At 53.9% G+C, this 23041-nt stretch carries 16 protein-coding genes and 1 tRNA gene; 9 read left to right on the forward strand and 8 right to left on the reverse strand.

Annotated elements, in window-relative coordinates:
- Positions 1-1076 precede the first annotated feature (1076 nt).
- The 6 genes from BMZ14_RS12520 to BMZ14_RS15525 all read left to right on the forward strand — a co-directional run bounded on the left by BMZ14_RS12520 (position 1077) and on the right by BMZ14_RS15525 (position 8280).
- Positions 1077-5378, forward strand: a complete 4302-nt coding sequence (locus BMZ14_RS12520; RefSeq protein ID WP_177186985.1) for an AAA domain-containing protein — start codon at positions 1077-1079, stop codon at positions 5376-5378.
- 2 nt (positions 5379-5380) lie between these two features.
- The gene (locus BMZ14_RS15185) at positions 5381-5518 is read left to right on the forward strand and encodes a hypothetical protein (RefSeq protein ID WP_177186986.1); all 138 of its coding nucleotides are present in this window, start codon (positions 5381-5383) and stop codon (positions 5516-5518) included.
- A 35-nt stretch (positions 5519-5553) separates the two neighbouring features.
- Complete coding sequence (locus tag BMZ14_RS12525) at positions 5554-6018, forward strand: J domain-containing protein (protein ID WP_143071994.1); 465 nt, start codon at positions 5554-5556, stop codon at positions 6016-6018.
- 451 nt (positions 6019-6469) lie between these two features.
- Positions 6470-7033 carry an Arm DNA-binding domain-containing protein gene (locus BMZ14_RS15520; protein WP_074798108.1) on the forward strand — a complete coding sequence of 188 codons (564 nt, stop codon included), beginning with the start codon at positions 6470-6472 and terminating at the stop codon, positions 7031-7033.
- The gene (locus BMZ14_RS12535; RefSeq protein WP_256208611.1) at positions 7008-8075 is read left to right on the forward strand and encodes a tyrosine-type recombinase/integrase; all 1068 of its coding nucleotides are present in this window, start codon (positions 7008-7010) and stop codon (positions 8073-8075) included. The genes BMZ14_RS15520 and BMZ14_RS12535 overlap by 26 nt, the downstream gene beginning before the upstream one ends.
- 73 nt (positions 8076-8148) lie before the next feature.
- A complete protein-coding gene (locus BMZ14_RS15525) occupies positions 8149-8280 on the forward strand; it encodes a hypothetical protein (RefSeq protein WP_256208612.1) in 132 nt (43 codons plus the stop codon).
- A gap of 538 nt (positions 8281-8818) precedes the next feature.
- Here the strand turns inward: BMZ14_RS15525 and BMZ14_RS12540 are convergent.
- The 5 genes from BMZ14_RS12540 to BMZ14_RS12560 all read right to left on the reverse strand — a co-directional run bounded on the left by BMZ14_RS12540 (position 8819) and on the right by BMZ14_RS12560 (position 16262).
- Positions 8819-10426: a type I restriction-modification system subunit M gene (locus BMZ14_RS12540; protein ID WP_074798112.1), complete on the reverse strand. Its 1608-nt coding sequence runs from the start codon at positions 10424-10426 to the stop codon at positions 8819-8821.
- Positions 10423-11547 carry an AAA family ATPase gene (locus tag BMZ14_RS12545; protein ID WP_074798114.1) on the reverse strand — a complete coding sequence of 375 codons (1125 nt, stop codon included), beginning with the start codon at positions 11545-11547 and terminating at the stop codon, positions 10423-10425. Before BMZ14_RS12545 ends, BMZ14_RS12540 begins: the two co-directional genes overlap by 4 nt.
- Complete coding sequence (locus tag BMZ14_RS12550; protein ID WP_218145037.1) at positions 11544-12857, reverse strand: restriction endonuclease subunit S; 1314 nt, start codon at positions 12855-12857, stop codon at positions 11544-11546. The genes BMZ14_RS12545 and BMZ14_RS12550 overlap by 4 nt, the downstream gene beginning before the upstream one ends.
- A 20-nt stretch (positions 12858-12877) precedes the next feature.
- Positions 12878-15847, reverse strand: coding sequence for a type I restriction endonuclease subunit R (locus BMZ14_RS12555; RefSeq protein WP_074798209.1), 2970 nt, complete (start codon positions 15845-15847; stop codon positions 12878-12880).
- A gap of 339 nt (positions 15848-16186) precedes the next feature.
- Positions 16187-16262 (reverse strand) — tRNA-Arg (locus tag BMZ14_RS12560).
- Positions 16263-16292: 30 nt separating this feature from the next.
- Between BMZ14_RS12560 and BMZ14_RS12565 the strand changes: the two genes are divergently transcribed.
- From BMZ14_RS12565 to BMZ14_RS12575, 3 genes are all read left to right on the forward strand, one after another.
- The gene (locus BMZ14_RS12565) at positions 16293-17555 is read left to right on the forward strand and encodes an MFS transporter (protein WP_083396784.1); all 1263 of its coding nucleotides are present in this window, start codon (positions 16293-16295) and stop codon (positions 17553-17555) included.
- Positions 17556-17678: 123 nt separating this feature from the next.
- Positions 17679-18182, forward strand: a complete 504-nt coding sequence (locus tag BMZ14_RS12570; RefSeq protein WP_143071995.1) for a peroxiredoxin — start codon at positions 17679-17681, stop codon at positions 18180-18182.
- Positions 18183-18317: 135 nt separating this feature from the next.
- Positions 18318-18713, forward strand: a complete 396-nt coding sequence (locus BMZ14_RS12575) for a TraR/DksA family transcriptional regulator (RefSeq protein ID WP_074798120.1) — start codon at positions 18318-18320, stop codon at positions 18711-18713.
- 101 nt (positions 18714-18814) lie between these two features.
- On the opposite strand, the gene BMZ14_RS12580 is transcribed toward BMZ14_RS12575, so the two are convergent.
- From BMZ14_RS12580 to alaS, 3 genes are read right to left on the reverse strand one after another with little or no spacing between them, the layout of a single operon-like run.
- Positions 18815-19417: a Smr/MutS family protein gene (locus tag BMZ14_RS12580; RefSeq protein ID WP_143071996.1), complete on the reverse strand. Its 603-nt coding sequence runs from the start codon at positions 19415-19417 to the stop codon at positions 18815-18817.
- A 39-nt stretch (positions 19418-19456) separates the two neighbouring features.
- Positions 19457-20407 carry a thioredoxin-disulfide reductase gene (trxB, locus tag BMZ14_RS12585; protein ID WP_074798122.1) on the reverse strand — a complete coding sequence of 317 codons (951 nt, stop codon included), beginning with the start codon at positions 20405-20407 and terminating at the stop codon, positions 19457-19459.
- Between the two features lie 39 nt (positions 20408-20446).
- A complete protein-coding gene (alaS, locus tag BMZ14_RS12590; RefSeq protein WP_074798124.1) occupies positions 20447-23035 on the reverse strand; it encodes an alanine--tRNA ligase in 2589 nt (862 codons plus the stop codon).
- Positions 23036-23041 lie beyond the last annotated feature (6 nt).

Raw genomic sequence — 23041 nt, forward strand, 5'->3', positions numbered from 1 at the left:
TTTGGGCGTTTTTATGGAAGGCGCACCAACACCCCGCTTCCTTTTTATCCGTATTGAACAAGCAGGCTAACAGCTTTTTTTGTTAATCTGCGTCGCGCCTGCACCATAATTTACCTCGACAACTTCCCCTTCGATTGCCTTGGCTTCAATGCCAAAGCTCCTCGATGTCCCGATGCAGTCTACACCAGCAGTAAGATTTTCTGAATCCTTTAGGCCATTCTACTGAAACTCGTCATTATCCTAGCTTATCCGAGGGAGTCGTTTCGAGAAATGGTTTTGGGAGGTAGAAACATGGCAAATGGGGTTTTTCTTTCCACAATCTACCTCTAATAAACGACCGTTTTAAGGAAATCACCGAAGCCTACGGAGCACCGAAGCCTACGGAGGATCAACGCTCTTTCCGATCTGTTTCCCCCAAGCTTTGCATGAGTTAGTCGTGGTGATCTTACAAGCGGTATGGCTCCCGCTAATCTGAGACTCTGTCATCCTTACATCCTAAATACCCACACAGAGGCTCAGGTGTACCTTGGTACAGTGGCGAATACTGCTGAGGTCGATAATAATAACGAGTTATGGTACGGCTTTCTCGTACCATACCGTGGCATTCGGGGTTCTCCGGATTTTAATCGTAGTACCTCCGGCTTTATGACGTCCTGTTGTACCGTTAGGGATGGCTTCTCACGGAGCGTCGGCACCCGACCAGTCTTTTAATAGGTAACGGAGCTCCGTCGATGTTAAAAGTTAAAACTTTTCTTGGTGGCCGTAGATCTCGCCAACACATTTATTTGCTTTCTTATGCCACCTCCTACATATCCTGGGTGACATACAGCGACGCCACCTACTGTAGAGCTTTGAGTGACGACTGAGCTGCGAAAGTGCGGTACAAAAACAAGAGGGTACAAAGAATGAACGAGGCCGCACCGCGTGTACTCGACCTATTAACGTATATTGAGCAAGTCGAGAAACTAAAAACTAAACCGGCGTTCTCGGTTCCAACCGAGTATTTTTGTGCTTACCAGCACGAGCTCAGGGGGCTTCCGGAACTGCAATTTAACCTTTAGGCGGACGGCGGCGATGTGTGGCTACGCGTGCCCAGGTTACAGGAAATTCCTGCACCTGAGATCGATGAGAAGCTAAAGCCATGGGTCACGTTACCTAAGAGTCCAGAAAAAACTCCTGAGCTAAAGAGCGAGTGTCCGACGTACGACGGCAAACGTGAAACCGGTCATGAGCAGCTTGATAGCCATCCGGAAGTCAAAGAGCTATTCGACTGGTATGTCGAAAACCAGTGGGAGCCTTGGGCAGCAGCGGAATGGCCACGCCGTAAGGCCATCACTCGCTACAATCAATTGTTCTCACTGCAGCAAGCCATTTTGGCGGACGGCGCAGAAACGCCTCTTGAACTTGTATGGGGTATTGGTTATGCCGCCTGGAAGAAGGACGGGTTCGCGACAGCCGTAAAGCACCCGCTTCTGGTTCAGTCCTGTGAAATTTCTCTAAATGAAAGGACCTTCGAGCTCGAGATCCGGCCGCGCGACGTCGAGCCTCGTTTAGAAGCGGACTGCTATGCCGAGATGGAGTTGGCTGGTGTCCCGCAACTCGATTCTTTCTGGAAAAGTACGAGCGCCGCCCGCGCGGACCGGATCAACCCATTTGAGATATCGACTTTCGAGGGCTTGCTGAAGGCAGCTGTCGGTTACCTGGATCCGTCTGGAGCTTACGAGGATCGCTTCGATGACGTCACCCCATCAATACCGAGTGACAAGCTCAAGATTACGAATACATGGGTCCTATTTGGACGTAAACGCTCGGCCGACATCTTTCTCGAAGACATTCGGCGCTTAAAGAAGAGCGTAGAAGCAGCGACAAGTATGCCAAGCGTCATTCGAAGCTTTGTCGAGCATGGTGATTCTACTGTACGGGTTAGGCCCGAGCAGCCGTTTCGAGGGCTCTCATCAAGCGGCAGCCAATCGTGCACCTCGGAGCTTTACTTCCCAATGCCTTACAACGACGAGCAGGTTTCCATCGTCCAGAAGTTGGAGAGTAATGACGGAGTTGTAGTGCAAGGCCCGCCGGGAACTGGCAAGACCCATACCATTGCGAATGTCATTTGCCATTACCTTGCCCAAGGCAAGCGTGTTCTGGTGACCTCGAAGGGCGAGTCCGCACTGGCCGTGCTCCGAGATAAGCTACCTGAACGTATTCGGCCGCTTAGCGTTGCGCTGCTTTCGGACGAGCGCGATGGCATGAAGCAGTTCGAGCACTCAATTCAAACCATCGCATCGGGCGTGGCGTCCATGAATCCGCTGCGTGCTGACGCTGCCATTGCGACTGCAGAGGTGAAGCTAAATCAGCTCCACGCGAAGATTGCGAATGTGGATCAAACGGTAGCCACGTACGCCGCCAAGCACATGAGCAACTACTCTTTTCAGGGAAAAGAGGTGTCCCCCGAGGAGATGGCAAAGCTCGTTCTGGAAAATGCTCAAGGACATCAGTGGTTTGATGATGAGCCAGCAGCAGCCGTAGAAGGCAAATTGCCTTTTGACGATACTGACATCAATGCCCTACGGCAGGCTCGGCTGAAAGTTGGCGGTGATCTCGGCTACTTGGCGTCGTCCCTGCCCGCCCCGGACGAGTTCCCTGCATGGTCGGATCTTCTCGCGCTGCACTTCGACCTGAGAAAGGCGCGAGCTATTGATGCAAACGTCACGCAGGGGAACATACTAGGATTAGTGGATACGCGGCTGGAAACCTTCGAGAAGGCCCAGAAGCTGGTCGTGTTTTTAGACGACCGTGCTGCACTAAAGGCGAAGATCGCTGGAATACATCAGCCATGGATTGACGCCTTGGGGGGGCATATAGCGGACATGCGGCCGAACGATCCTCTATTAAGCGCTCTGCTTCAGCTATGCCAAGACATCGGGGCGCTGGAAAGCGCTCGGCGTGAACTACTTGTCAAAGCCATAGAAATTCCGGCTGAAGCTGAATTACAAGAAGATTTCAATGAGGCAATCTCGCGGCTGGTCAAGGGTAAGACCGCATTTGCCCTGCCCTTTGGAAAAAGCGAGACGCGAAAACTTCTTCAATCAGTCACGATACTCGGTATTTCGCCAGCTTCCAGCGAAGACTGGGAACTCGTCCATCGTAAGATAGTCTGGCGCAACAATGCTCGAAGAGCGGTGGCACGTTGGAATGCAATGTCTGTAGAGCTTGGGCTAGAATCCGCCGGCGGAACCGTAGAGGCGGGTTTCAAAATGGTTGTGCAAGCTCAAAGCTATATCGAGGACGTCCACCGACTTATCGTTGACTTCGACGCCAAACTTCACGAGAGACTTCAAGAAGTATTTGGCAAGAAAGTGGCGGACAAAATGTGGGACGGGCAAGAGCCCTTTCTTATGGCGGTATCGGGCAGTCTCCACGCGCATGTTGACAAGGGGCGGCTAGCGTACGCGACGAAGCGCGTCCAAGAGTTGCTGCGCAAGCTTGACGGCCGAACTGGTTGTATCGTAGATAATTTTTATAGTTTCCTAGCGGAGTCACTTGGGTGCAGTTTGGCCGAGGAATCAATCCTGCAAAGTACTTGGCATCTTCTTCAAGCCGATTTGTTGAGATTGACGAGCTTCCGCCCAGCATTCGACGAAATCAACAGAATGGCTGCTGTGCTGGAAGCTGCTGGCGCTAAAAAATGGGCCTCACGTGTTCGCACGTTGCCCGCCATGCCCGACTGTGATCCGACAATTCCAGCTACATGGCTCGACGCGTGGAACTGGCGTCAAGCCGTGCTTTTTCTTGAACGCATAGACGACCACCAAAAGCTTCGTGATTTATTCGAAGAGCGTCAAACCCTGACAAGCGCATTAGCGCGTACGTATCAAGATCTCGTCGCGGAAAAGACTTGGCTGGGTGTCTTCAATAACTCCCCGGATCGGGTGCGTCAATCGCTGCAAAAATACTTGACAGCCGTTCGCGCTATTGGAAAAGGGACAGGATCTAAGGCTGGAATGTATCGCAGGGACGCGAGATATGCGATGGCAGATGCGTACTCTGCAGTTCCTTGTTGGGTTCTCCCGGAGTGGAGAATTGCTGAGACAATACCTGCGGAGATTGGGCTGTTCGATCTTGTGGTGATTGATGAAGCATCGCAATCAGATATTTGGGCTTTGCCAGCTTTGCTACGCGGGAAGAAGCTGCTCGTAGTTGGAGATCACAAGCAAGTCTCGCCTTCTGCTGTTGGCCTTGCGACTCAAGCAATTCAAGGTCTTCGGACCCGATACTTAAGCGATCAGCCACACGGCCCGTATATGACCCCCGAACGGTCAATCTATGACTTGGCTCAAGTAGTCTTCGCCGGTAATTCGGTCATGCTTAAGGAACATTTCCGTTGCGTGCCGGCCATTATCGAATTCTCGAACCGTGAGTTCTACGAAGGCGACATTAAAGCCCTGCGGTTGCCCAAAGCCAACGAGCGACTCGATCCGCCGCTTGTCGATGTTTATGTAAAGGGAGGCTTTCGGAAGGGTGACGTAAACCCGGCAGAGGCGAAGGCGATTGTAGATGAGATTGAGACAATTATCGCTAACGACCAGTTCACTGGGCGGAGTATCGGAGTGGTGACACTGCTCGGCACCGCACAGGCGGCTCACATTCAGGAACTGGTTACAAGCCGTATTTCACCGATTGACCTGGTCACAAGAAGGATTGCAGTTGGCCCCCCGCCGGTGTTTCAAGGTCGTGAGCGGGACATCATGCTGGTATCAATGGTACTGGGACCAGATGATCGTGCTGCACAGAACAGACCCGATATGTATCAACGCTTCAACGTTGCTCTATCTCGAGCCCGTGACCGAATGTATTTGTTCAGGTCAGTGATGGAAACGACATTTAGAGAGGACACACTGAATTCACGCCTTATCCGCCACTTCCGGCAGCCGTTTCGACAGGATGCTGAAAAAGTGCAAGCGCTGCGTGAGAAATGCGAATCGGGCTTCGAGTTCGAGATGTTCGATGAACTCCTCAAGCGAGGGTATCGAGTTCAGCCTCAGGTTCCTTGCGGCGGATATCGGATCGACTTTGTCGTTGAGGGAAACGAAGGTCGGCGCCTCGCAATCGAATGCGACGGCGACAAGTTCCATGAACCGGGTCAATGGGCCGATGACATGGCACGCCAGCGCGTTCTCGAGCGTGCAGGGTGGACCTTCTGGCGATGCTTTGCTTCGAGCTTCGTGCGCCGGAGAGGAGAGGTCATGGGTGATCTGCTAAAGACGCTATCGCGGCTGTGTATTGAGCCGCTGGGGGCGGAGTCAGTTGACAATACAGTGTGGGTGCATACTAAGGAAGCGGACCCATTTAACGTCGAAGAAAAGCAGGAGGTCGGATAATAATGTCGCGGTCCCTGATGCGACATACCATCGCCGAACTGGAACAACTGTTCGACGCGTTGAAAACAGATCCCAAAACGCTTAAAGCGTGGAGGAAGAACTGCAGCACCGGCATATGCCGCGTGCCGTTGCGCTTTTAGCCAAAGTTCAAGAAACTCTGGAGATTTTGAAAGGAGTGAAAGCAGTCTCCGGTACCAATACTGCCTCTGAGCCCACCATTGTTCCGGGTTCAGGCAAACAGGATTTGAATCTGCAGCCCGATCTGTGGTGCGGGCAATCGACTCCAGTACTGCAAATTGCTCCCAAACTTGCAGTAGTTCAGCAGAAAGTTATTCGGCCAGATAATCGCCCTGAATCATCGCTCGAAACTTTGGCCCCCTCACGAGACCGCGGAGACGCTACCGGTGCAAACCGCGGGATGAGCGTTGACGAGGCCTATAAAATCCTAAAGGCGACCTCATCTTCCACTTGGGAGGCCATTGAACAAGCCCGGAGGCAAATAGTGCAACAGGCACACCCAGAGCTGCTCGCGGCGCTTGGCTCGGCACAACGTGCCGATGTTGAAGCAAAGGCTAAAAGGGCTAACGCGGCTTCTGCGGTTCTTCGTCAGTCAAGAATCGCAAGCTTCAGCGGCGTATGAACAACAGAAATTAGCTAAGTAGACAAGAACTTTGAGATAGGAGTTGGAGCAAATCAGATCAATCTGGATGATATTTTGGTTTCGATGAATGCTCCACCATGTTGTTTGAACTTATGATCGGTGGACCGTCTTGGCAATAGCAAGCAAGAAGAGTCGTTGGAACTGGGGGTCAGAAGGCGACGTCCATACATTCTGGAATTTCGGTAAGGGGATGAAAACCCGTAAACGCTAAAACCTCATGGATATTGGCGCCCTAAACACGAATCGAACGTGTGACCTACCCCTTAGGAGAAGGACGTTTCCCCCATTTATCTCTGTTGATCTTTATTCTGTAAATGTAGCATCCTTAACTCTAACAGCAGGTTAGATAAGTCTGGCCTCGTTGTGGCGTTGATAGTTGTTCCGCTATCTACTGCAATCCCGGTTACAAATCGGTTACAAAATTCGGTCCATGGCGAAGGTGAAATTTACAGCGGGAAGGCTTCAAAGCTTTCAATGCCGACCGGGAACGGCGCAAGCCTTTCTTTGGTGCGAGGAAGTGCACGGGCTAGGGGTACGTGCAACGGCTAACTCGCCTCGAAAGCGTTACATTTTCCAATCGAAGGTAAAAGGGCAATCAATCCGCGTCACAATCGGAGATGTAAGCGCTTGGAGCATTGCCAAGGCACAAGCGGAAGCGCGCCGCCTTCAAGTTCTTATTGACCAAGGGCAAGACCCTCGTCAAGTGGAAGCGGACAGGGAAGCGGCGGAAGAAGCCAAAGCCGCCGCAATGAAATCGGAGAAAGAAAGTCAATCTGTAACGGTCGTTGATGCGTGGAATGCCTATACGGCTGAGCGAAGGGCCTCAAAGAAAGACGGCAAACCGGAGTGGGGCGAAAGGCACCTCGGGCATCTGCGATATTTTTTGCAGGAAGGGGGAGTAAAACGTACTCGCGGTTCGCCGACCGAACGAGCCGGAGGTAACCCGTCCAGGCATCCTGGTGCCTTTTATGACAATGCGTCTTGCCGATATTGATGCGAGGGTGGTTGCAGCTTGGATAGAAAAAGAGGCCGCCCTTGCGCCTGCTACTACCGCCAAGGCGTTCAGCGTTCTCCGAGCCTTCCTTACTTGGTGCGTCAAGAAGAATGAATATTGCGGCGCAGTAAAGTCCAATCCCTGCCTGTCCGATGAGGTAAAAAAGCAGGTGCCCATATCCAAAGTCAAGAAGAATGACAGTTTGAGGAAGGCACAAATTCAACCGTGGTTCGAAGCAGTTAGACGGATCGGAAACCCTGTTATCGCCGGATATTTACAAGCCCTGCTGCTAACTGGTGCGAGACGCAATGAGCTCGCGGCCTTGCGTTGGCAAGATGTGGATTTTCAGTGGAAAAGCTTAACCATCCGCGACAAGGTAGAAGGAGAGCGAGCAATTCCGCTAACGCCTTATGTTGAGCATTTGATATCAGCACTACCGCGCCGCAACGAATTCGTTTTTAGTAGTCCTACAGCAGCATCAGGAAGACTTGAGGAACCACGTAATCCTCACAACAAGGCGTTGAATACGGCTGCACTTCCCGCGCTTTCTCTGCACGGTTTGCGCAGGTCTTTTAGCACGTTGGCTGAATGGGTTGAGGTACCTGCCGGCATAGTTGCACAGATCATGGGGCATAAGCCTAGCGCCATCGCCGAAAAGCATTACATACAACGTGAGCTTGACTTGCTGCACTTGTGGCACGTGAAGATAGAGGCGTGGATTGTTTGGGACGAAGAGATTATAGCGCTGTCGGCCGATGACGCGCTGAGGGCGGACAATGATTTGGATGAGCATGAAACTACACTGGTAGCTGGTGCAGTTGAATGGCTAAGAGAGCTTCTCGCTGACGGACCGGTCGCAAGCAACGACGTCAAGCTGGAGGCAAAGGAAGCGGGGTATTCCTTGGCAACACTCCGCCGAGCGCAAGCAATACTGAAGATCAAGCCGCACCGTGGTCCAGGGGTTTGCGGGGGGATCAATTGGTATTGGGGGATGCCGGGGGGCAACAAGCAAGCGTCAAATGAACTGAAGACGGAGGACTAGTAAACGCTCAGGCCCGCTCAACTTGCTCAGACAAGTTGCTCACTGAGCAACTTGCCTAAGCCGATGAAACATAATGGACGAAGCTAAGTTGCTCAAGCTGCCCTTGATTCGACTGGTTGCGCAGCTTGCACAACGACCCATGAGCACGTTGAGCAGCTTGGGTGAAACCTGCATGGATAAAAGGTTTGCCGAAGATGCTCACTGAGCAACTTGGGTGAGCAAGTTGCGACGACGAAGCTGACAAACCAAGCCAGAGGCGCTTAACAAGCGCTTAGCATTCAAATTGCGCCTCACAAACACCCCTTCCATCGTGTCCATGTTGCAACCTCTTGTGCCTGGGCGGGACGGGCGGTAAGCTGAGGCTGTGCTGGGCTATGAGTTGCGACAGAGGTAGGGCGGGTCAAAACTCCACGACGATGAGGTGGAACCCGATTGCTTAGCCTAAAAATGATGCGCGCGAAATTGGCGGGGGGGTCTACTACACTTGGCCCACCCTAGATTCAGAGTAGTGTAAATTTAGTGTTGGTAACAGCTGTACGAGAGACTGGGATGGAATTTAAACCTCAACTATTTGAGGATCCTCCACCAGATGCAGGACGCGGAAATTGCTGGAGTAGTTCCAGTTGTACCCCAAGGGGACTCCGAGACATAAACCGGGTTGAATGCCGATCTCCGTTGCAGCGTGGAGGTTGACTCACTCTAAACACACCGACCCGGCAAATAAGGGCATCGGAGGCAAACGATTACGGTAACAGGGGCAATCCCAAGTCCTTGAGGAAGGTGTTGTGCTTCTCGGCGACCGCCTTGATTTTCTTGTCCAGCGAGACGAGCTCCAAATGTACAGCCGCGAGATCAATTTCGTCTTCGGCTTCTGCGGTGCTGACGTAGCGCGAAATATTCAGGTTGAAATCGTTCTTCTCGATTTCTTCCATGCTCACCCGCCGCGAGTAACGTACCTCTTCCTTACGGTATTGGTAGGTGCCGATGATCTTGTCGATGTGCTCAGGCAACAACTGGTTCTGTCGCTTGCCCTTCTCGTAGTGCTCCGATGCATTGATGAAGAGTAAATCATCCGGCTTCTTGCATTTCTTCAGCACTAGGATGCACACCGGGATGCCGGTGGAGAAAAATAAGTTTGTGGGCAGCCCGATCACGCTGTCAACATGGCAGTCCTTGAGCAGCTTGGTACGTATGCGCGCCTCGGCACCGCCCCGGAACAGCACGCCGTATGGCAGGATAATCGCCATCACCCCATCCTGCTTCAGGAAATGGAATCCGTGCAGCAGGAAGGCAAAGTCCGCCGCTGATCTGGGCGCCAGACCATAGTTCTTGAAGCGGACGTCCTCACCCATTGCCTCAGAAGACTCCCAGCGATAGCTGAAAGGCGGGTTCGCCACCACCGCGTCGAATGTCGGCATCTTGGCCGGGTTCGTCTCGCGCAGCATGTCCCACTCGTTGAGCAGGGTGTCACCGTGGAAGATTTCGAACTCCGAGTCCTTCACACCGTGAAGCAACATGTTCATGCGGGCTAGGTTGTAGGTCGTGATGTTCTTTTCCTGGCCGTAAATCTTGCCGATACCGTCTGGCCCCATTCGGTGGCGTACGTTCAAGAGCAGTGAGCCCGAGCCGCAGGCAAAGTCCATGACGCTGTCGAGATGGCGGCGTGGACCAGTGGCAGGTTCTTGCCCGTCCAGCGTGACGATGGCGGAAAGGATGCTGGAAATGGGTTGCGGCGTATAGAACTCGCCGGCCTTCTTGCCTGATCCCGCGGCGAATTGGCCGATCAGATATTCATAAGCGTCCCCTAAGGTGTCGCTATCGGTGGAAAACTGGGCGAGGCCCTTTGCAATTTCGCTGATGATCTTGCACAGGCGGACATTGCGATCAGGGTAGGTTTTGCCTAGCTTGTCGGACGCTAGATTAATTTCAGAGAACAAGCCCCGGAAGGTACTGGCGAAGGACTCGGTCTCGATGTGATCAAATGCTTGTTGTAGCGTGTCCAGCAGATATTGGCTTTGCTCACGCGCCATCTGGACAATGCTACCCCACATGTACTGGGGTTTGATCACATAGTGCACCTTGCGGCGCATCTGTTTTTCGAACTCTGGTACATCCTCCAGATTGCTTTCATACCAGAGTTGCAGCGGTGTGGATACTGAGCTATCGAGTTGTTGAGGGTAGTCCGGTCCTAACTCCTTCTTCGCGGCGACCTCGTAGTTGTCGGACAGATAGCGCAGGAACAAAAAGGCCAGCATATAGTCGCGGAAATCATCCGCGTTCATTGCGCCTCGCAGCTGGTCCGCAATAGCCCAGAGGATTCTACCCAATTTTTGCTTTCCAAATTCGGTCACGGGTTTTCTTCCTGTTTGGATTCATTCGCCAGCAATGCGGGGTTGAATGGGTAGAAATTAAGAAAGTCAGAAAGAACTTTCTCGAAGTACTCCTTATTTTCAGGAAGCATCTCCACAGGGTCGTAAAAGGAGTAATTTCCGTGGTTCATAATCTGAACCAGCCGCACGTAAAGGGTCTCATCTGGATCATGCGCCTCCTGCTTCGTGATACAGACAGAGAATTTCTCGTAGCCATGAAAGATGGAGGATTTTTCGAGCAGACTACGTAAAGCATTGAAGTGGTGCGTATATAGCTCCCCGGACTCCTTCGCTCGACAGACATCTTCCAACAACGCCAAATGATGAAAGAAGGGCGTATCGCCCGTGTAGGAGAGGTAATAATTCCCTGTTTTTCGTGACCGTGAGAGATAGTGCGGGGAAAACTTTCTTCTGTCGATCACGCGGAGTTCATTCCACAGCACATTGAAGAACAATGGATGGTGCGTGGATATCCCTGTCTTGATTACATGATCCTTCCTAGCAAGAAACTTGGCCAAATGGTTGCCAACAGTGATAGCGTTATGCTCGTCCAGAGAGGAAATAGGATCGTCGATAACGATATACTTTACCCATTGATAGACCGCTGCCCCATCCATTGCCATCTGCATGATCGCAAGGAAGAAGCACCAGATGAACATCGTTTCCTCGCCGCGTGAGATCTTGATCGGACGATCTGGGTTGTCCCGGCAGTAAAAACGAACTACCCAACCCTCGGTATCGATCTGGAAATCAAAATCTGCATATCGTGACAAAAGCGGGCGGATACGGTTATCCATATCCATCTCATCCAAGCCATCGAAAAATCGTGAACGTGCATTAAGTACTAGTTTTCGATCGTGATCGTTATCCAGGTCATTGTCCCAACTGAACAGATCCTCTGTGTAGGCATTGAAGTACAGGGTATCACGCGCTTCGTCCTGCCTCCCAAGGTCTTTGAACGCCATCGACAGCTGGGTCTTGCCCACGCCGTTATAGGCATACAGCAATACGAAGCGCTTGCCGGAATCGGTATCAGCACCATCAAGCACAGTACGCAAGTATGTAGCCAGCGAGGGCAGGTCTGCAAAGGTGCAATTAATCATGTTGCGTCTATATCCACTGTCGGAAACAGGCTCTGCATCAGACCCTGCTTGTGTTGTCGGAGCAAGGTGATCTTACGGATCTGTCTGGCGATCAGGTCGTCGAGGTACGCAAAACAGTCCGAAATCCTTAGCTGCTCAGCGCGGCCCGGGAAAGATATCGCAAGTTGTTTAATAGTGTCCGCATTCAAGTTTTTTACGCCGCTACCAGCTGCCAAGCTCTGGAAATAGACTTGGCTAGTGCTCGAGCAAAGCACGTAATATAGAAATTCCGGGGAAACTTGCTCCCGAATGTCCGTGATTGCTAACCATCCATCGTGAATGCAGGAAACAATCTTGGAGATGTAGGGCCGACCAAAACTCATCGAGTTGGAGAGAATAAGGTCACCAGGATGGATCTGCCTTGTGTTTCCAAGAGCAGCGGGAATGACCTTCTCCTCCGTTTTTTCAATGAATTTGGATTCCTTGTCAACATCGCCAATCTTTAACCAATTAAGGCCATCCTCCTCATGTGTTAAATAACTATCAATCGGACGCGGTGAACCACCTCGAACAACGGTCGATTTCTCACCTAGTTTAGCAACAGCCCATCTCCCGGCATTTTGAAACTCGGGAAAACGCAGGCGGGGAACGGTTTCGCCCTCGCGGGGGAAAAGCTGCTGCATCAGACCCTTTTTGTAGGTCTTGAGGGTGTCCAGTTTTTGGATTTCCCCCATGATCAGTTCGTCAATCGAAGATAAGCATCCGGCGATTCGTTGCTGCTCTGATAATCCGTTCCCATCCGCGTCGCTCGATGGCACGGGAACGAGCAAAGATGAATACTCTGTCCCGTTGATTCCAGGCTGTCCACTTCGCGCAGACGCCACATCAACCCAACTCCAGTATTGATTTGTGGTAAGAAAGTTGGCTAGAAAGATAGAATTAACCTTCTTTGGTTCTGGCTTAATTCTTATCAGAAAACCTGCGAACACAAGTCTGCCATCTTCCTTTCTGTATCTATACGACTTGCCAACACTTGCTCCGGTGCGAGCGAGAACAATGTCACCCAGCTCTAGATAGTTATCATCTATTGCAGCAATATCCACCGAAACTTTTGTCTTGGAGAGAAAACGACCGCCCTCGTTAATGTCGGTGATCCTGAAGTAAGTCGGAAGATTTTTTGAATAGGGAACAGCTGGCGCATTCACCCCATATTCTGGATTTCGCGCCAACAAACTCCCCATTGGCACGGCCGTCCACCCCTCCCTATCCCGAAACTCAGGAAACCGTAGCCGCGGCACCAGCGCCCACTTTTTGTTGTTCTCTTTGCTCATCGCGCTAGTGTCCTTATTGTTCATACATACGCGCTCAGCCCCGAAATCTCGCGCCCTTGGGCGAGCTTATGCAGCAACGGCATCAGGTCTTCCACCAGCGCCAGTTCTTTCTGGGTACGTGCCTTCCATCCCAGTCCCAATGGAGCCATTAGCTCGCCCAGGGCTTCGCCATCGAAGATGCGGCGGCGTAACACTCCATCCACAAATGCTTGCAGCGCTTCTGCAGCCAGCCCGTGCCTAGCGGCAATATCGGTGAGTTCGCGGGATTTCTTCTCGTCCTTGAAACGCTCGTAACCGCCACGGATAGCGGCTTCATCCAGCGCTTCGCCCACCGGCAGTCCGCGAATGTATTCGGCAATGTCCTCCCGCTCGTCGATGAATTTGGCGTCGGACTGGATCAGGCCGATGAGCTGCTCGCGGTTGAGGGTGAGCTTGCCGGGCTTCTGCTGGGTCATGCGGGCGATCAGCCCTATGATGTAGTCGTAGTCGATCACCGCCGAGGAAAAGAGCACGAACTCAAAATCAAGCTGCTGCACTTCGGACTTGGCTTGGTCACCTTGCTTGTCCTGCTGTTCCTTGAGCTGCTGGGCGGTTTCCAGGTACACGCCTTTGAATCCTTGTAGCTGGTCGGGCGGCGCGATCTGGTCTACCTGCGCTTTCTGCTCCTCGCTCAGGTCGGTGTACTGGTCAAGCTGGGTCTTGAGGCGCTGCACCTCCTTGAATAGGTTGACGAACAGACTGCGTGCGGCGTCACCCTTGAGGTTGGTCACTTCTTCCGGCGCGTTGGCCAGACCCTGAGATTGCATGAAGTCGGCTAGCTTCTGGGTGGCCGTTTGTAGGCTGTCGATTACCTTTGGCGCCGATTCCACCAGCCAGATTTTGCGCGGGTTGTCGATCTTTTCGCCCGAGAAGAGCGTAATGGCCTCTTCCACGGGCTTTTGCTGCTGACGGAAGTCGAGGATGTTTCCATAGGGCTTGCTGTCATTGAGCACGCGGTTTGTGCGCGAGAAGGCCTGAATCAGCCCATGGTGCTTGAGATTTTTATCCACGTACAAGGTGTTTAGGTACTTGGAGTCGAAGCCGGTGAGCAGCATGTCCACCACGATGGTGATGTCGGTCTTCTGAGCGTGCGGTAGATCCGTATTGGAATACTGCTGATCCTTGAGGCGCTTTTGCACGTCTTGGTAGTACAAGTCGAACTCACTAATGCGATGGTTGGTGCCAAAGCGGATGTTGTAGTCGGCGATGATGCGGGTAAGCGCTGCCTTCTTGCCCTCCGGGTCCTGTTGGTTGTCTTGCTTTTCCTGCGGCAGGTCTTCCTGGATCTGCTGCACGTCCCTGTTGCCTTCGGCGGGTGGCGAGAACACGCAAGCAATGTTCAAGGGCTGAAAAGTTTCGTCTTCGGCCTGCTTTTTTTCCTGGATTGCCTCAAAGGCGTTGAAGTACTCGATGGCGTCGTTGATGCCCGCAGTGGCTAGTACAGCGTTGAACTTGCGCCCGTTTGTGGCGGCATTGTGCTTGGCCAGGATGACCTCGATGACCTTGGCCTTGGCTAGCACTTTGCCGGGCTGGGGGGGATTCTTGCCCTCGGGCTTGAAGTAGTCCACATGGAAGCGTAGGACGTTTCGGTCTTCGATGGCGTGGGTGATGGTGTACTGGTGCAGGCAGCGCTGGAATAGGTCGTCCGTGGTGCGGCAGCTGGCCTGCTGGCCCTCGATCTGCACGGAACTGGCGTTGTTTTTGAAGATCGGCGTGCCGGTGAAGCCGAACAATTGGGCGTTGGGAAAGAACTCCTTGATGGCCTTGTGATTATCCCCGAATTGCGAGCGATGGCATTCGTCAAAGATGAATACCATGCGTTGGTTGCGAAGAGGCTTTAGGCGTTCCTTGTAGTTGCGCTTGTTGGTGCCATCAAGCGCCAGCCCCAGCTTCTGGATGGTGGTGACGATTACCTTATCGGCATAGTCGTCGGACAGGAGCCGCCGCACCAACGTTTCGGTGTTGGTGTTCTCTTCAACGCAGCCTTCCTGGAAGCGGTTGAATTCCTCGCGCGTCTGGCGGTCCAGGTCTTTGCGATCCACGACGAACAGGCATTTGTCGATGTCCGGGTTGTCCTTGAGCAGAATGGAGGCCTTGAACGAGGTGAGAGTTTTGCCGCTACCAGTGGTGTGCCAGATGTAGCCGTTGCCGCAGTTCTGGTGGATGCAGTCCACGATGGCCTTGACGGCATAGATCTGGTAGGGCCGCATCATAAGCAATTTCTGCTCGCTGGCGACCAGCACCATGTAGCGGCTGATCATCTGGCCCAGGGTGCATTTGGCCAGAAACTTCTCGGCGAAACCGTCCAGATACGTGATCTTCTTGTTGTCCTCGCTCGCTAACTGGTAAACCGGTAAGAAGCGTTCGTCAGCATTGAAGCTGAAGTGGCGCGCGTTGTTGTTAGCGAAGTACCAGGTATTGGTACGGTTACTGATGATGAAGAGCTGGATAAAGCACAGCAGCGTCTTGTCGTAACCGTTACCAAGGTCGCTTTTGTAATCGATGATCTGCTGCATGGCCCTGCGCGGGCTGACGGCCAGAGCCTTAAGCTCGATCTGCACCACCGGCACGCCATTGATTAGCAGCATCACGTCGTAACGGTGATGGCTGTTTTCGGTGTTGATGCGTAGTTGGTTGACCACCTCGAAATGGTTCTTGCACCAGTCGCGGATGTTGACGAGGGTGTAGTTCAACGGTGTGCCATCGTCGCGCTCGAAGCTGTTGATGTTGCGTAGCGTCTGGGCAGCATTATAGACGTCAGGCGTTATCACGCTATCAAGAAGGCGCTTGAACTCGCTGTCGGTCAGGCGAACTCGGTTGAGATCCTCGAACTTTTCGCGGAAGTTTTTTTCCAGTGCAGCGCGGTCCCGGATGTCTGGACGAAGGGTGTACTTGAGATCGGCTAGCTTGACGATGAAATCCTGCTCGATCTGATTTTCGGTCGTGGTCATGAATTTATTCCTGCCCTCAATGTCCCCTTGTTCTTCAATGTCGGCAGGGCTTTTGCTTCGGTAGCGACTTCCATCTGAATCGACCCGCTTGCCTGTATCGTTACCGGAAACCACCCAGGGTGTCATTCCCAGGTTGGCGATGATCCCTCTGTCTTTATTCGATTCCTGTGAGAATTTTCTGGCGGTACCTGATTGGCGCTCAGGAAAGCAAAGAACTTACACCTCTTAACCAACAGCCTTACAGCGCCCGGGCCAGGCCGGGCGGTTACAAAATGGTTACATTTTGGAAATACGGTAAGAGGACGAAGACCGCTTAAACTCTCAAACCCTTATGAATGCTGGCGCCCTGAACACGAATCGAACGTGTGACCTACCCCTTAGGAGGGGGTCGCTCTATCCACTGAGCTACCAGGGCGGTGGCTGCATTTTACGCTAATATTCGGCTATGGATAAGCCCGGCCCCGCATCCCCCAGCAATCCTGACAGCGCTTCCGCTGATCAAAGAAAACACAAAAAACTGCCGCGTACGGTCGTCGTTCTCGGCTTGGTCAGTTTCTTCAACGATTTCGCTTCCGATATTGTCATTCCGCTCATTCCGATATTGCTGGCGACGGTGCTTGCCGCCGGGCCGCTGGCGCTGGGTTTGATCGAGGGGGTTGCGGATGCAATAGCGAGCCTCCTCAAGCTGTGGTCGGGGCGGCATTCCGACGTCATGAGCGGACGGCGCAAGGGGCTGGCGGTGGCCGGCTATACGCTTTCCAATATGGCGCGTCCATTGCTGGGGCTAGCCGGTTCCTGGCCGATGATTCTGGTGCTGCGCAGCATCGATCGCGTGGGCAAAGGTCTGCGGAGCGCTCCGCGTGATGCGCTGGTGGCGGACGCGACGCCGCCTCATATGCATGGCTATGCCTTTGGCTATCACCGGGCGATGGATAACGGCGGGGCCGTTGCGGGGAGTCTCGCCGCCGCGGCTGTGCTTGCCTGGTCGGGCTTGAGCCTGACAGAAGTGATTCTGTGGTCGGCAGTTCCGGGTATTGCCGCCGTGCTGCTGCTGGGCGTGGGCGTACAGGATGAAAAGACGGCTGTCGCTCACGCTGCTGCTCATGTGCCCGTTGTGTTGCCACCCCTGCGCTGGTCGGTGCTGTCGCGGCCCATGCGTCGCTATCTTCTGGTGCTGATGTTGTTTACGTTTGCGCGCGCGTCGGAAACCTTTATCCTGCTGCTAGGGCACCAACTGGACGTAGGCACAGTCGAATTATTATTGATGTGGTCGGCGTTGAATCTTTGCAAGGCGGCAACCTCCACCTGGGGCGGGCAACTGGCTGATAGACTTGGGCGTGGGTCGCTGATGCTGATCGGCTGGGCAACGTTTTCGCTCTCCTTCCTGATGCTTGGCATGGTGGAGCAAAGCGCAGCACTTTGGGCGGTAAGTATTTTCTATGGTCTTTGTGCGGGGATGAGCGAAGGAGCGGAGCGAGCCATTATCAGCGATTATGCGGCCCCTCGGGAGCGAGGAACGGCTTTCGGCTGGTATCATTTGATGGTGGGCATCGCGGCAATTCCGGCGGGGTTGCTGTTCGGATCGATCTGGCAATTTCAAAGCGCGGCGATGGCTTTCTTTTTTGCTGGCGGATTGGCCGCCTGCGCGGCGCTGCTGTTGCGGGTTTGGGCTTGGCCGGTCAGGAAGGTGAATGTGGTGGATAGGTGAAATGATGGGGATAGGAATTGCGGGAAGCCGCGTGTTAGAGGAAATGATGGGTTGTGCTTCGCACCACCCATCCTGCGAAGATAGAGGGGTATTATGAAATTACGGGGAATACTGGCAACAGTAATGACAGCAGTTCTTTTGCTCTCAAGTCACGCGATACGTGCGGAATCGCCTGTGCTCAAGGTAGGCCAGCCGGCGTCGGATTTCAGCCTTCCTGATCAGGACGGCAAGACACATACGCTGGCGGATTTTCGGGGCAAGTGGCTCGCGCTTTACTTCTATGTAAAGGATGATACGCCGGGCTGCACGGAACAGGCATGCAAGTTCCGCGATGATATCAGCGAGCTAAGGGATCTGGGTGCGCGGGTGGTGGGGGTGAGCGTAGACGATTCCGACAGCCACGCGAACTTCGCCAAAAAATATAATCTTCCGTTTCCCCTTCTGGCGGACAGCAAGGGCGAAACTGCAGCGCGTTACGGCTCGCTTAGGGGTGACGGCAGCATGGCCAAGCGCAATACTTTTCTGATCGACCCTGAAGGAAAGATTGCGAGGATATATTTATCTGCCAGTACTTCGCGCAACTCTGCGGAAGTGATAGAGGATTTGAAAAAGCTGAAGGGTTCGTAATCCTTGGGGGCTGATTTCATCCGCAGTTTGTGAGGCGCAAAACTTCCGTGCATTTTATCGCCCATAGTTCATACTTAAGCAATGCGGAATACTACACCTTCGGCACCAGCCAAGAACACAGGGAGATGATCCATCATGGCGAAACTGAGCGAAGAGCAATTGGCGCAGCTGAAAGAAATGCTTCAGCACCGTTATCTGGAATTGCGGGAAGAGGTCCGGGGCGAGCTGGAACGCTCGGGCAACCAGCATTACGCCGATGTGGCCGGCAGCGTGCCTGATCCGGGTGATGAGTCGGTGGCTGACATGATCGTGGATGTGGATGCTGCACTCGTGGACCGCCAGGTAAACGAAATGCGGGGGGTGGAAGCTACGCTAAAACGCCTGGCGGAACTGAATTTCGGCGATTGTATCGAGTGCGGCGGCGAAATCGGCTTCGAGCGATTGATGGCCCTTCCCACTGCGGAGAGGTGCGTGCGCTGCCAGGAACTGCATGAGAAGACTTACTCTCACGAACCCAATCCCACCCTTTAAGCTAAAAAAGCTCACCAGCCTTTTTTGGGTCGATGCCTTTCAGCCCTCGAGTCACCTCGTAAACCCAACCGGCGCGCTGCTTTGTAATGGGAATTGGCGTTTCAGGGATATTCCAAACTTTGCGACGCGGGAACCTTGAGCAGCACCAGCACCGCGCCGCTGCCGCCATCTTCCGGTCTGGCCTGGCAGAAAGCCAGCACATCATTTCGTTGCGAGAGCCAGCTTCCAACCCTGGCCTTCAAAACCGGTTCGTGATTCCGGGAACTGAGCCCCTTGCCGTGTATCACACGCACACAGCGGAAGCCGCGTTTTTGGCTGGCGTCAAGAAAAGCGACCAGTTCCAGCCGGGCTTCGTCGCGCGTGTATCCATGCAGGTCAAGTTGCGCCTGAATCGTCCAGTAGCCGCGTCGTAGCCGCCGCAAAGTCTGGCGCGACAGGCCCGAACGTAGAAACGACCATTCATCGCCTGCTGCTATCTCCAGCGGGATATGGTCAGAGAGCGAATCATCCGGCGCGGCTTGCCCGTCATCTTGAGGGCGCGGTATTGGCTGGGGATGCTTGCCGGCGAGAACGACTTTATCAGAAGCGGGCAGCGGCGCCACATTCCGAACCGCATCGTGGAATAAGGCCATGCCGTCGTCAGAGGGTTCCGCCTTCGGCGCAGCCTCGCGATCCATTGCACGCTTTTTGTCCGGCTGTTTCATATGGAGTTTTCAATCTCTCCCGCGCGGCCCCAGTCTTGCTTACGTCAAAACATCCAGATACTTTTCCGCATCCAGCGCCGCCATACAGCCCGTGCCCGCGCTGGTCACCGCCTGTCTGTAGATATGGTCCTGCACATCGCCGGCGGCGAACACGCCCGGGATGCTGGTCGCCGTCGCGTTGCCATGATTTCCGCTGCGGGTGATGATATAACCATTTTCCATTTTCAGCTGCCCCTGGAAAATGTCGGTGTTTGGCCGGTGGCCAATAGCGATGAATACGCCTTGCAAGTCCAGCTCTTCAGTAGAGTTATCTTGCAGAGATTTGATGCGCATGCCGTTAACGCCAGAATCATCGCCCAGCACTTCATCCAGCACATGATTGAGCTTCAGCCTGACGTTGCCGTTTTTCACCTTCCCCATCAACTTGTCTATCAGGATTTTTTCCGAGCGGAACTTGTCGCGCCGGTGGACCACGGTGACATTACGGGCAATGTTGGAAAGATAAAGCGCCTCTTCCACCGCCGTATTGCCGCCTCCGATAACCGCAACATCCTGTCCCTTGTAAAAAAAACCGTCACAGGTCGCGCAACCAGATACGCCCCGGCCCATGTACGCCTCCTCTGAAGGCAAACCGAGGTATCGGGCGGAGGCCCCAGTGGCGATAATCAGTGCGTCGCAGGTATAGGTGCCCTGATCACCGATGAGGGTAATGGGCTTGTCCGTTAGTCTGGCGGTATGAATATGATCGAAAATGATCTCGGTGTCGAAGCGTTCCGCATGTTTTTGAAAGCGCTCCATCAGTTCCGGGCCCTGTACGCCCATGGCATCAGCCGGCCAGTTATCGACATCGGTCGTGGTCATGAGCTGGCCCCCTTGCGCTATGCCGGTGATGAGGACAGGCTTGAGATTGGCGCGAGCGGCGTAAACTGCCGCGCTATAGCCGGCTGGGCCGGAACCAAGGATGAGAAGGCGGGCGTGTTTGCTAGTCATTCTGTTTATATCGGGATTTATTTTTCGAAATCAAGAGGTTTACAACCGTTGTTCAACCCAGCCGGCCACGCTCTCGAGGGCGGTGGGCAAATTATCTGGCTGGGTCCCGCCGGCCTGGGCCATATCGGCGCGGCCCCCACCTTTGCCTCCAACCTGCTGGGCCACATAATTGACCAGCTCACCCGCCTTCACCTTCGTTGCCAGGTCGGCAGTGACACCCGCGATCAGCTTGACTCTTCCGTCCTCGATTGCACTCAGCACCACGACGCAGGATTTGAATTTGTTCTTGAACTTGTCCAGCGTTTCACGCAAGGTTTTGGAGTCTGCATCGTCAAGATTCACGGCCAGCACTTTTGCGCCTTTGACTTCGCGAACCCGCCCGGCGGCATCCTCACCCTGTGAATTGGCAAGTTTTGATTTCATGCGCCCGAGCTCTCGCTCCAGGTGTTTGACGTTATCGAGAATTTGCGTGATACGTAAGGCGGTTTCCTGCGGCTGAGCCTTGACGGCGTTTGCCACTTGCTGCAATTGCCGTTCCTGTTCCTGGATATACGCGAGCGCGGCCTCGCCCGTAACCGCTTCCACACGCCGAACACCCGCCGCCACGCCGGATTCGGCGACGATCTTGAAAAGCCCAATGTCGCCGGTACGCTTGACATGCGTGCCCCCGCATAACTCACGTGAAGTGCCAATATCCAGTACGCGCACTTCGTCACCATATTTCTCGCCGAACAACATCATCGCCCCTGTTTTTTTTGCGTCTTCTATAGTCATCATGCGCGCCTCGGTCGCCGCATTTGCCAGGATCTCGGCATTTACCAGCATCTCGACCTTTCTGATTTCCGCATCTGTCATCGGCTGGTTATGCGCGAAGTCAAAGCGCGTTTTATCGGTATCGACCAACGAGCCTTTTTGCTGCACGTGCGGGCCCAGCACCTGGCGCAGAGCTTTGTGCATCAGATGGGTGACTGAATGATTGCGCTCCGTGCGTGCCCGTGCTTCACAATTGACCTGCGCCAGAATCATATCGCCCGTAACCAGGCGTCCGCTGCGCAATAGGCCTTTGTGGCCGAATACGTTGGCCTGAATTTTTTGGGTATCGGATACGGCGAAGGTGCCGTTGGCGGCAAGCAGCTCGCCGGCATCACCTACTTGCCCGCCCGACTCTGCATAAAAGGGGGTTTTATCGAGCACGACTACCGCCTCATCCCCCGCTTCGATGAACTCGACCTGGCTACCTTCCTTATAGATGGCGAGAATTTGTCCTTCATGCTGAAGGCTCCCATAGCCGTGGAAGGTAGTCGAGGGCCCGCTATAGCTTATGCCTTCCTGCATCGTGAACTTGCCGGCGGCTCGGGCACGCTCGCGCTGACGCTCCATCGCCTGCTCGAATCCGGCCTCATCTATGGCGATGCCGCGCTCCCTGGCAATATCGGCGGTGAGATCCAGCGGAAAACCATAAGTGTCGTAGAGGCGGAACAAGGTTTCGCCATCCAGCATGCGCTTTTCTTCCCTGAGCGCCATCTCCAGTACCTGCATTCCATTTTCAAGCGTTTCGGCAAAACGTTCTTCCTCCTGCTTCAGCACGGCCGCGACGCGCGCCCTGGCTTCCACCAGTTCTGGATAGGCTTGCCCCATGACTTTCGCCAAGTCCTCCACCAGCAAGTAAAAGAAAGGGTTAATTTGCCCAAGCTTGTAGCCGTGGCGAATAGCGCGCCGGATGATGCGCCGCAGGACATAGCCCCGGCCTTCATTAGCGGGAATTACGCCATCGACGATGAGAAAAGAGCAGGCCCGAATGTGATCGGCAATGACCTTGAGTGAGTTGCTGGATAAATCAACTGCGTTGGTAACTCGCGCCGCCGCTCCGATAAGTTCGTTGAACAAATCGATTTGGTAATTGCTGTGAACCTGCTGCATAACGGCCGAGATGCGCTCCAGCCCCATGCCGGTATCCACCGACGGTCTGGGGAGCGGATGCAGCGTGCCTGCGCTGTCCCGGTTGTATTGCATGAACACCAGGTTCCAGATTTCGACATAGCGGTCGCCATCCGCCTCGGGGGTGCCGGGGGGGCCGCCCGCTATTTCCCGGCCATGATCGTAGAAAATTTCGGAACAGGGGCCGCACGGGCCGGTTTCGCCCATCTGCCAGAAGTTGTCCGCGGTTGCGATGCGCGTGAACCGCGAAGACGCAATTCCGACCTCGTTGAGCCAGATATCGGCAGCTTCGTCATCTTCGGCATAAACGGTAACCCATAATTTCTCCTCCGGGACCTTGAGAATGACGGTAAGGAATTCCCATGCGAACTTGATGGCGTTGCGCTTGAAATAATCGCCGAAGCTGAAATTGCCCAGCATCTCGAAAAACGTATGATGCCGTGCGGTATAGCCCACATTTTCCAAATCGTTGTGCTTGCCGCCTGCACGCACGCAGCGCTGCGAACTCGCCGCGCGCACATAAGGCCGCTTTTCGTGGCCGAGAAATACATCCTTGAACTGCACCATGCCGGCGTTGGTAAACAGCAGCGTGGGATCGTTGCCGGGGACGAGCGAACTCGACGGCACGACCTCATGGCCATGCGAGGCAAAGTATTGAAGAAATTTTTGGCGTATTTCGCTGCTTTTCATCTCGAC

Origin of the sequence: Nitrosospira briensis (assembly GCF_900115125.1) — a bacterium.
Taxonomy (GTDB): Bacteria; Pseudomonadota; Gammaproteobacteria; order Burkholderiales; family Nitrosomonadaceae; genus Nitrosospira; species Nitrosospira briensis_A.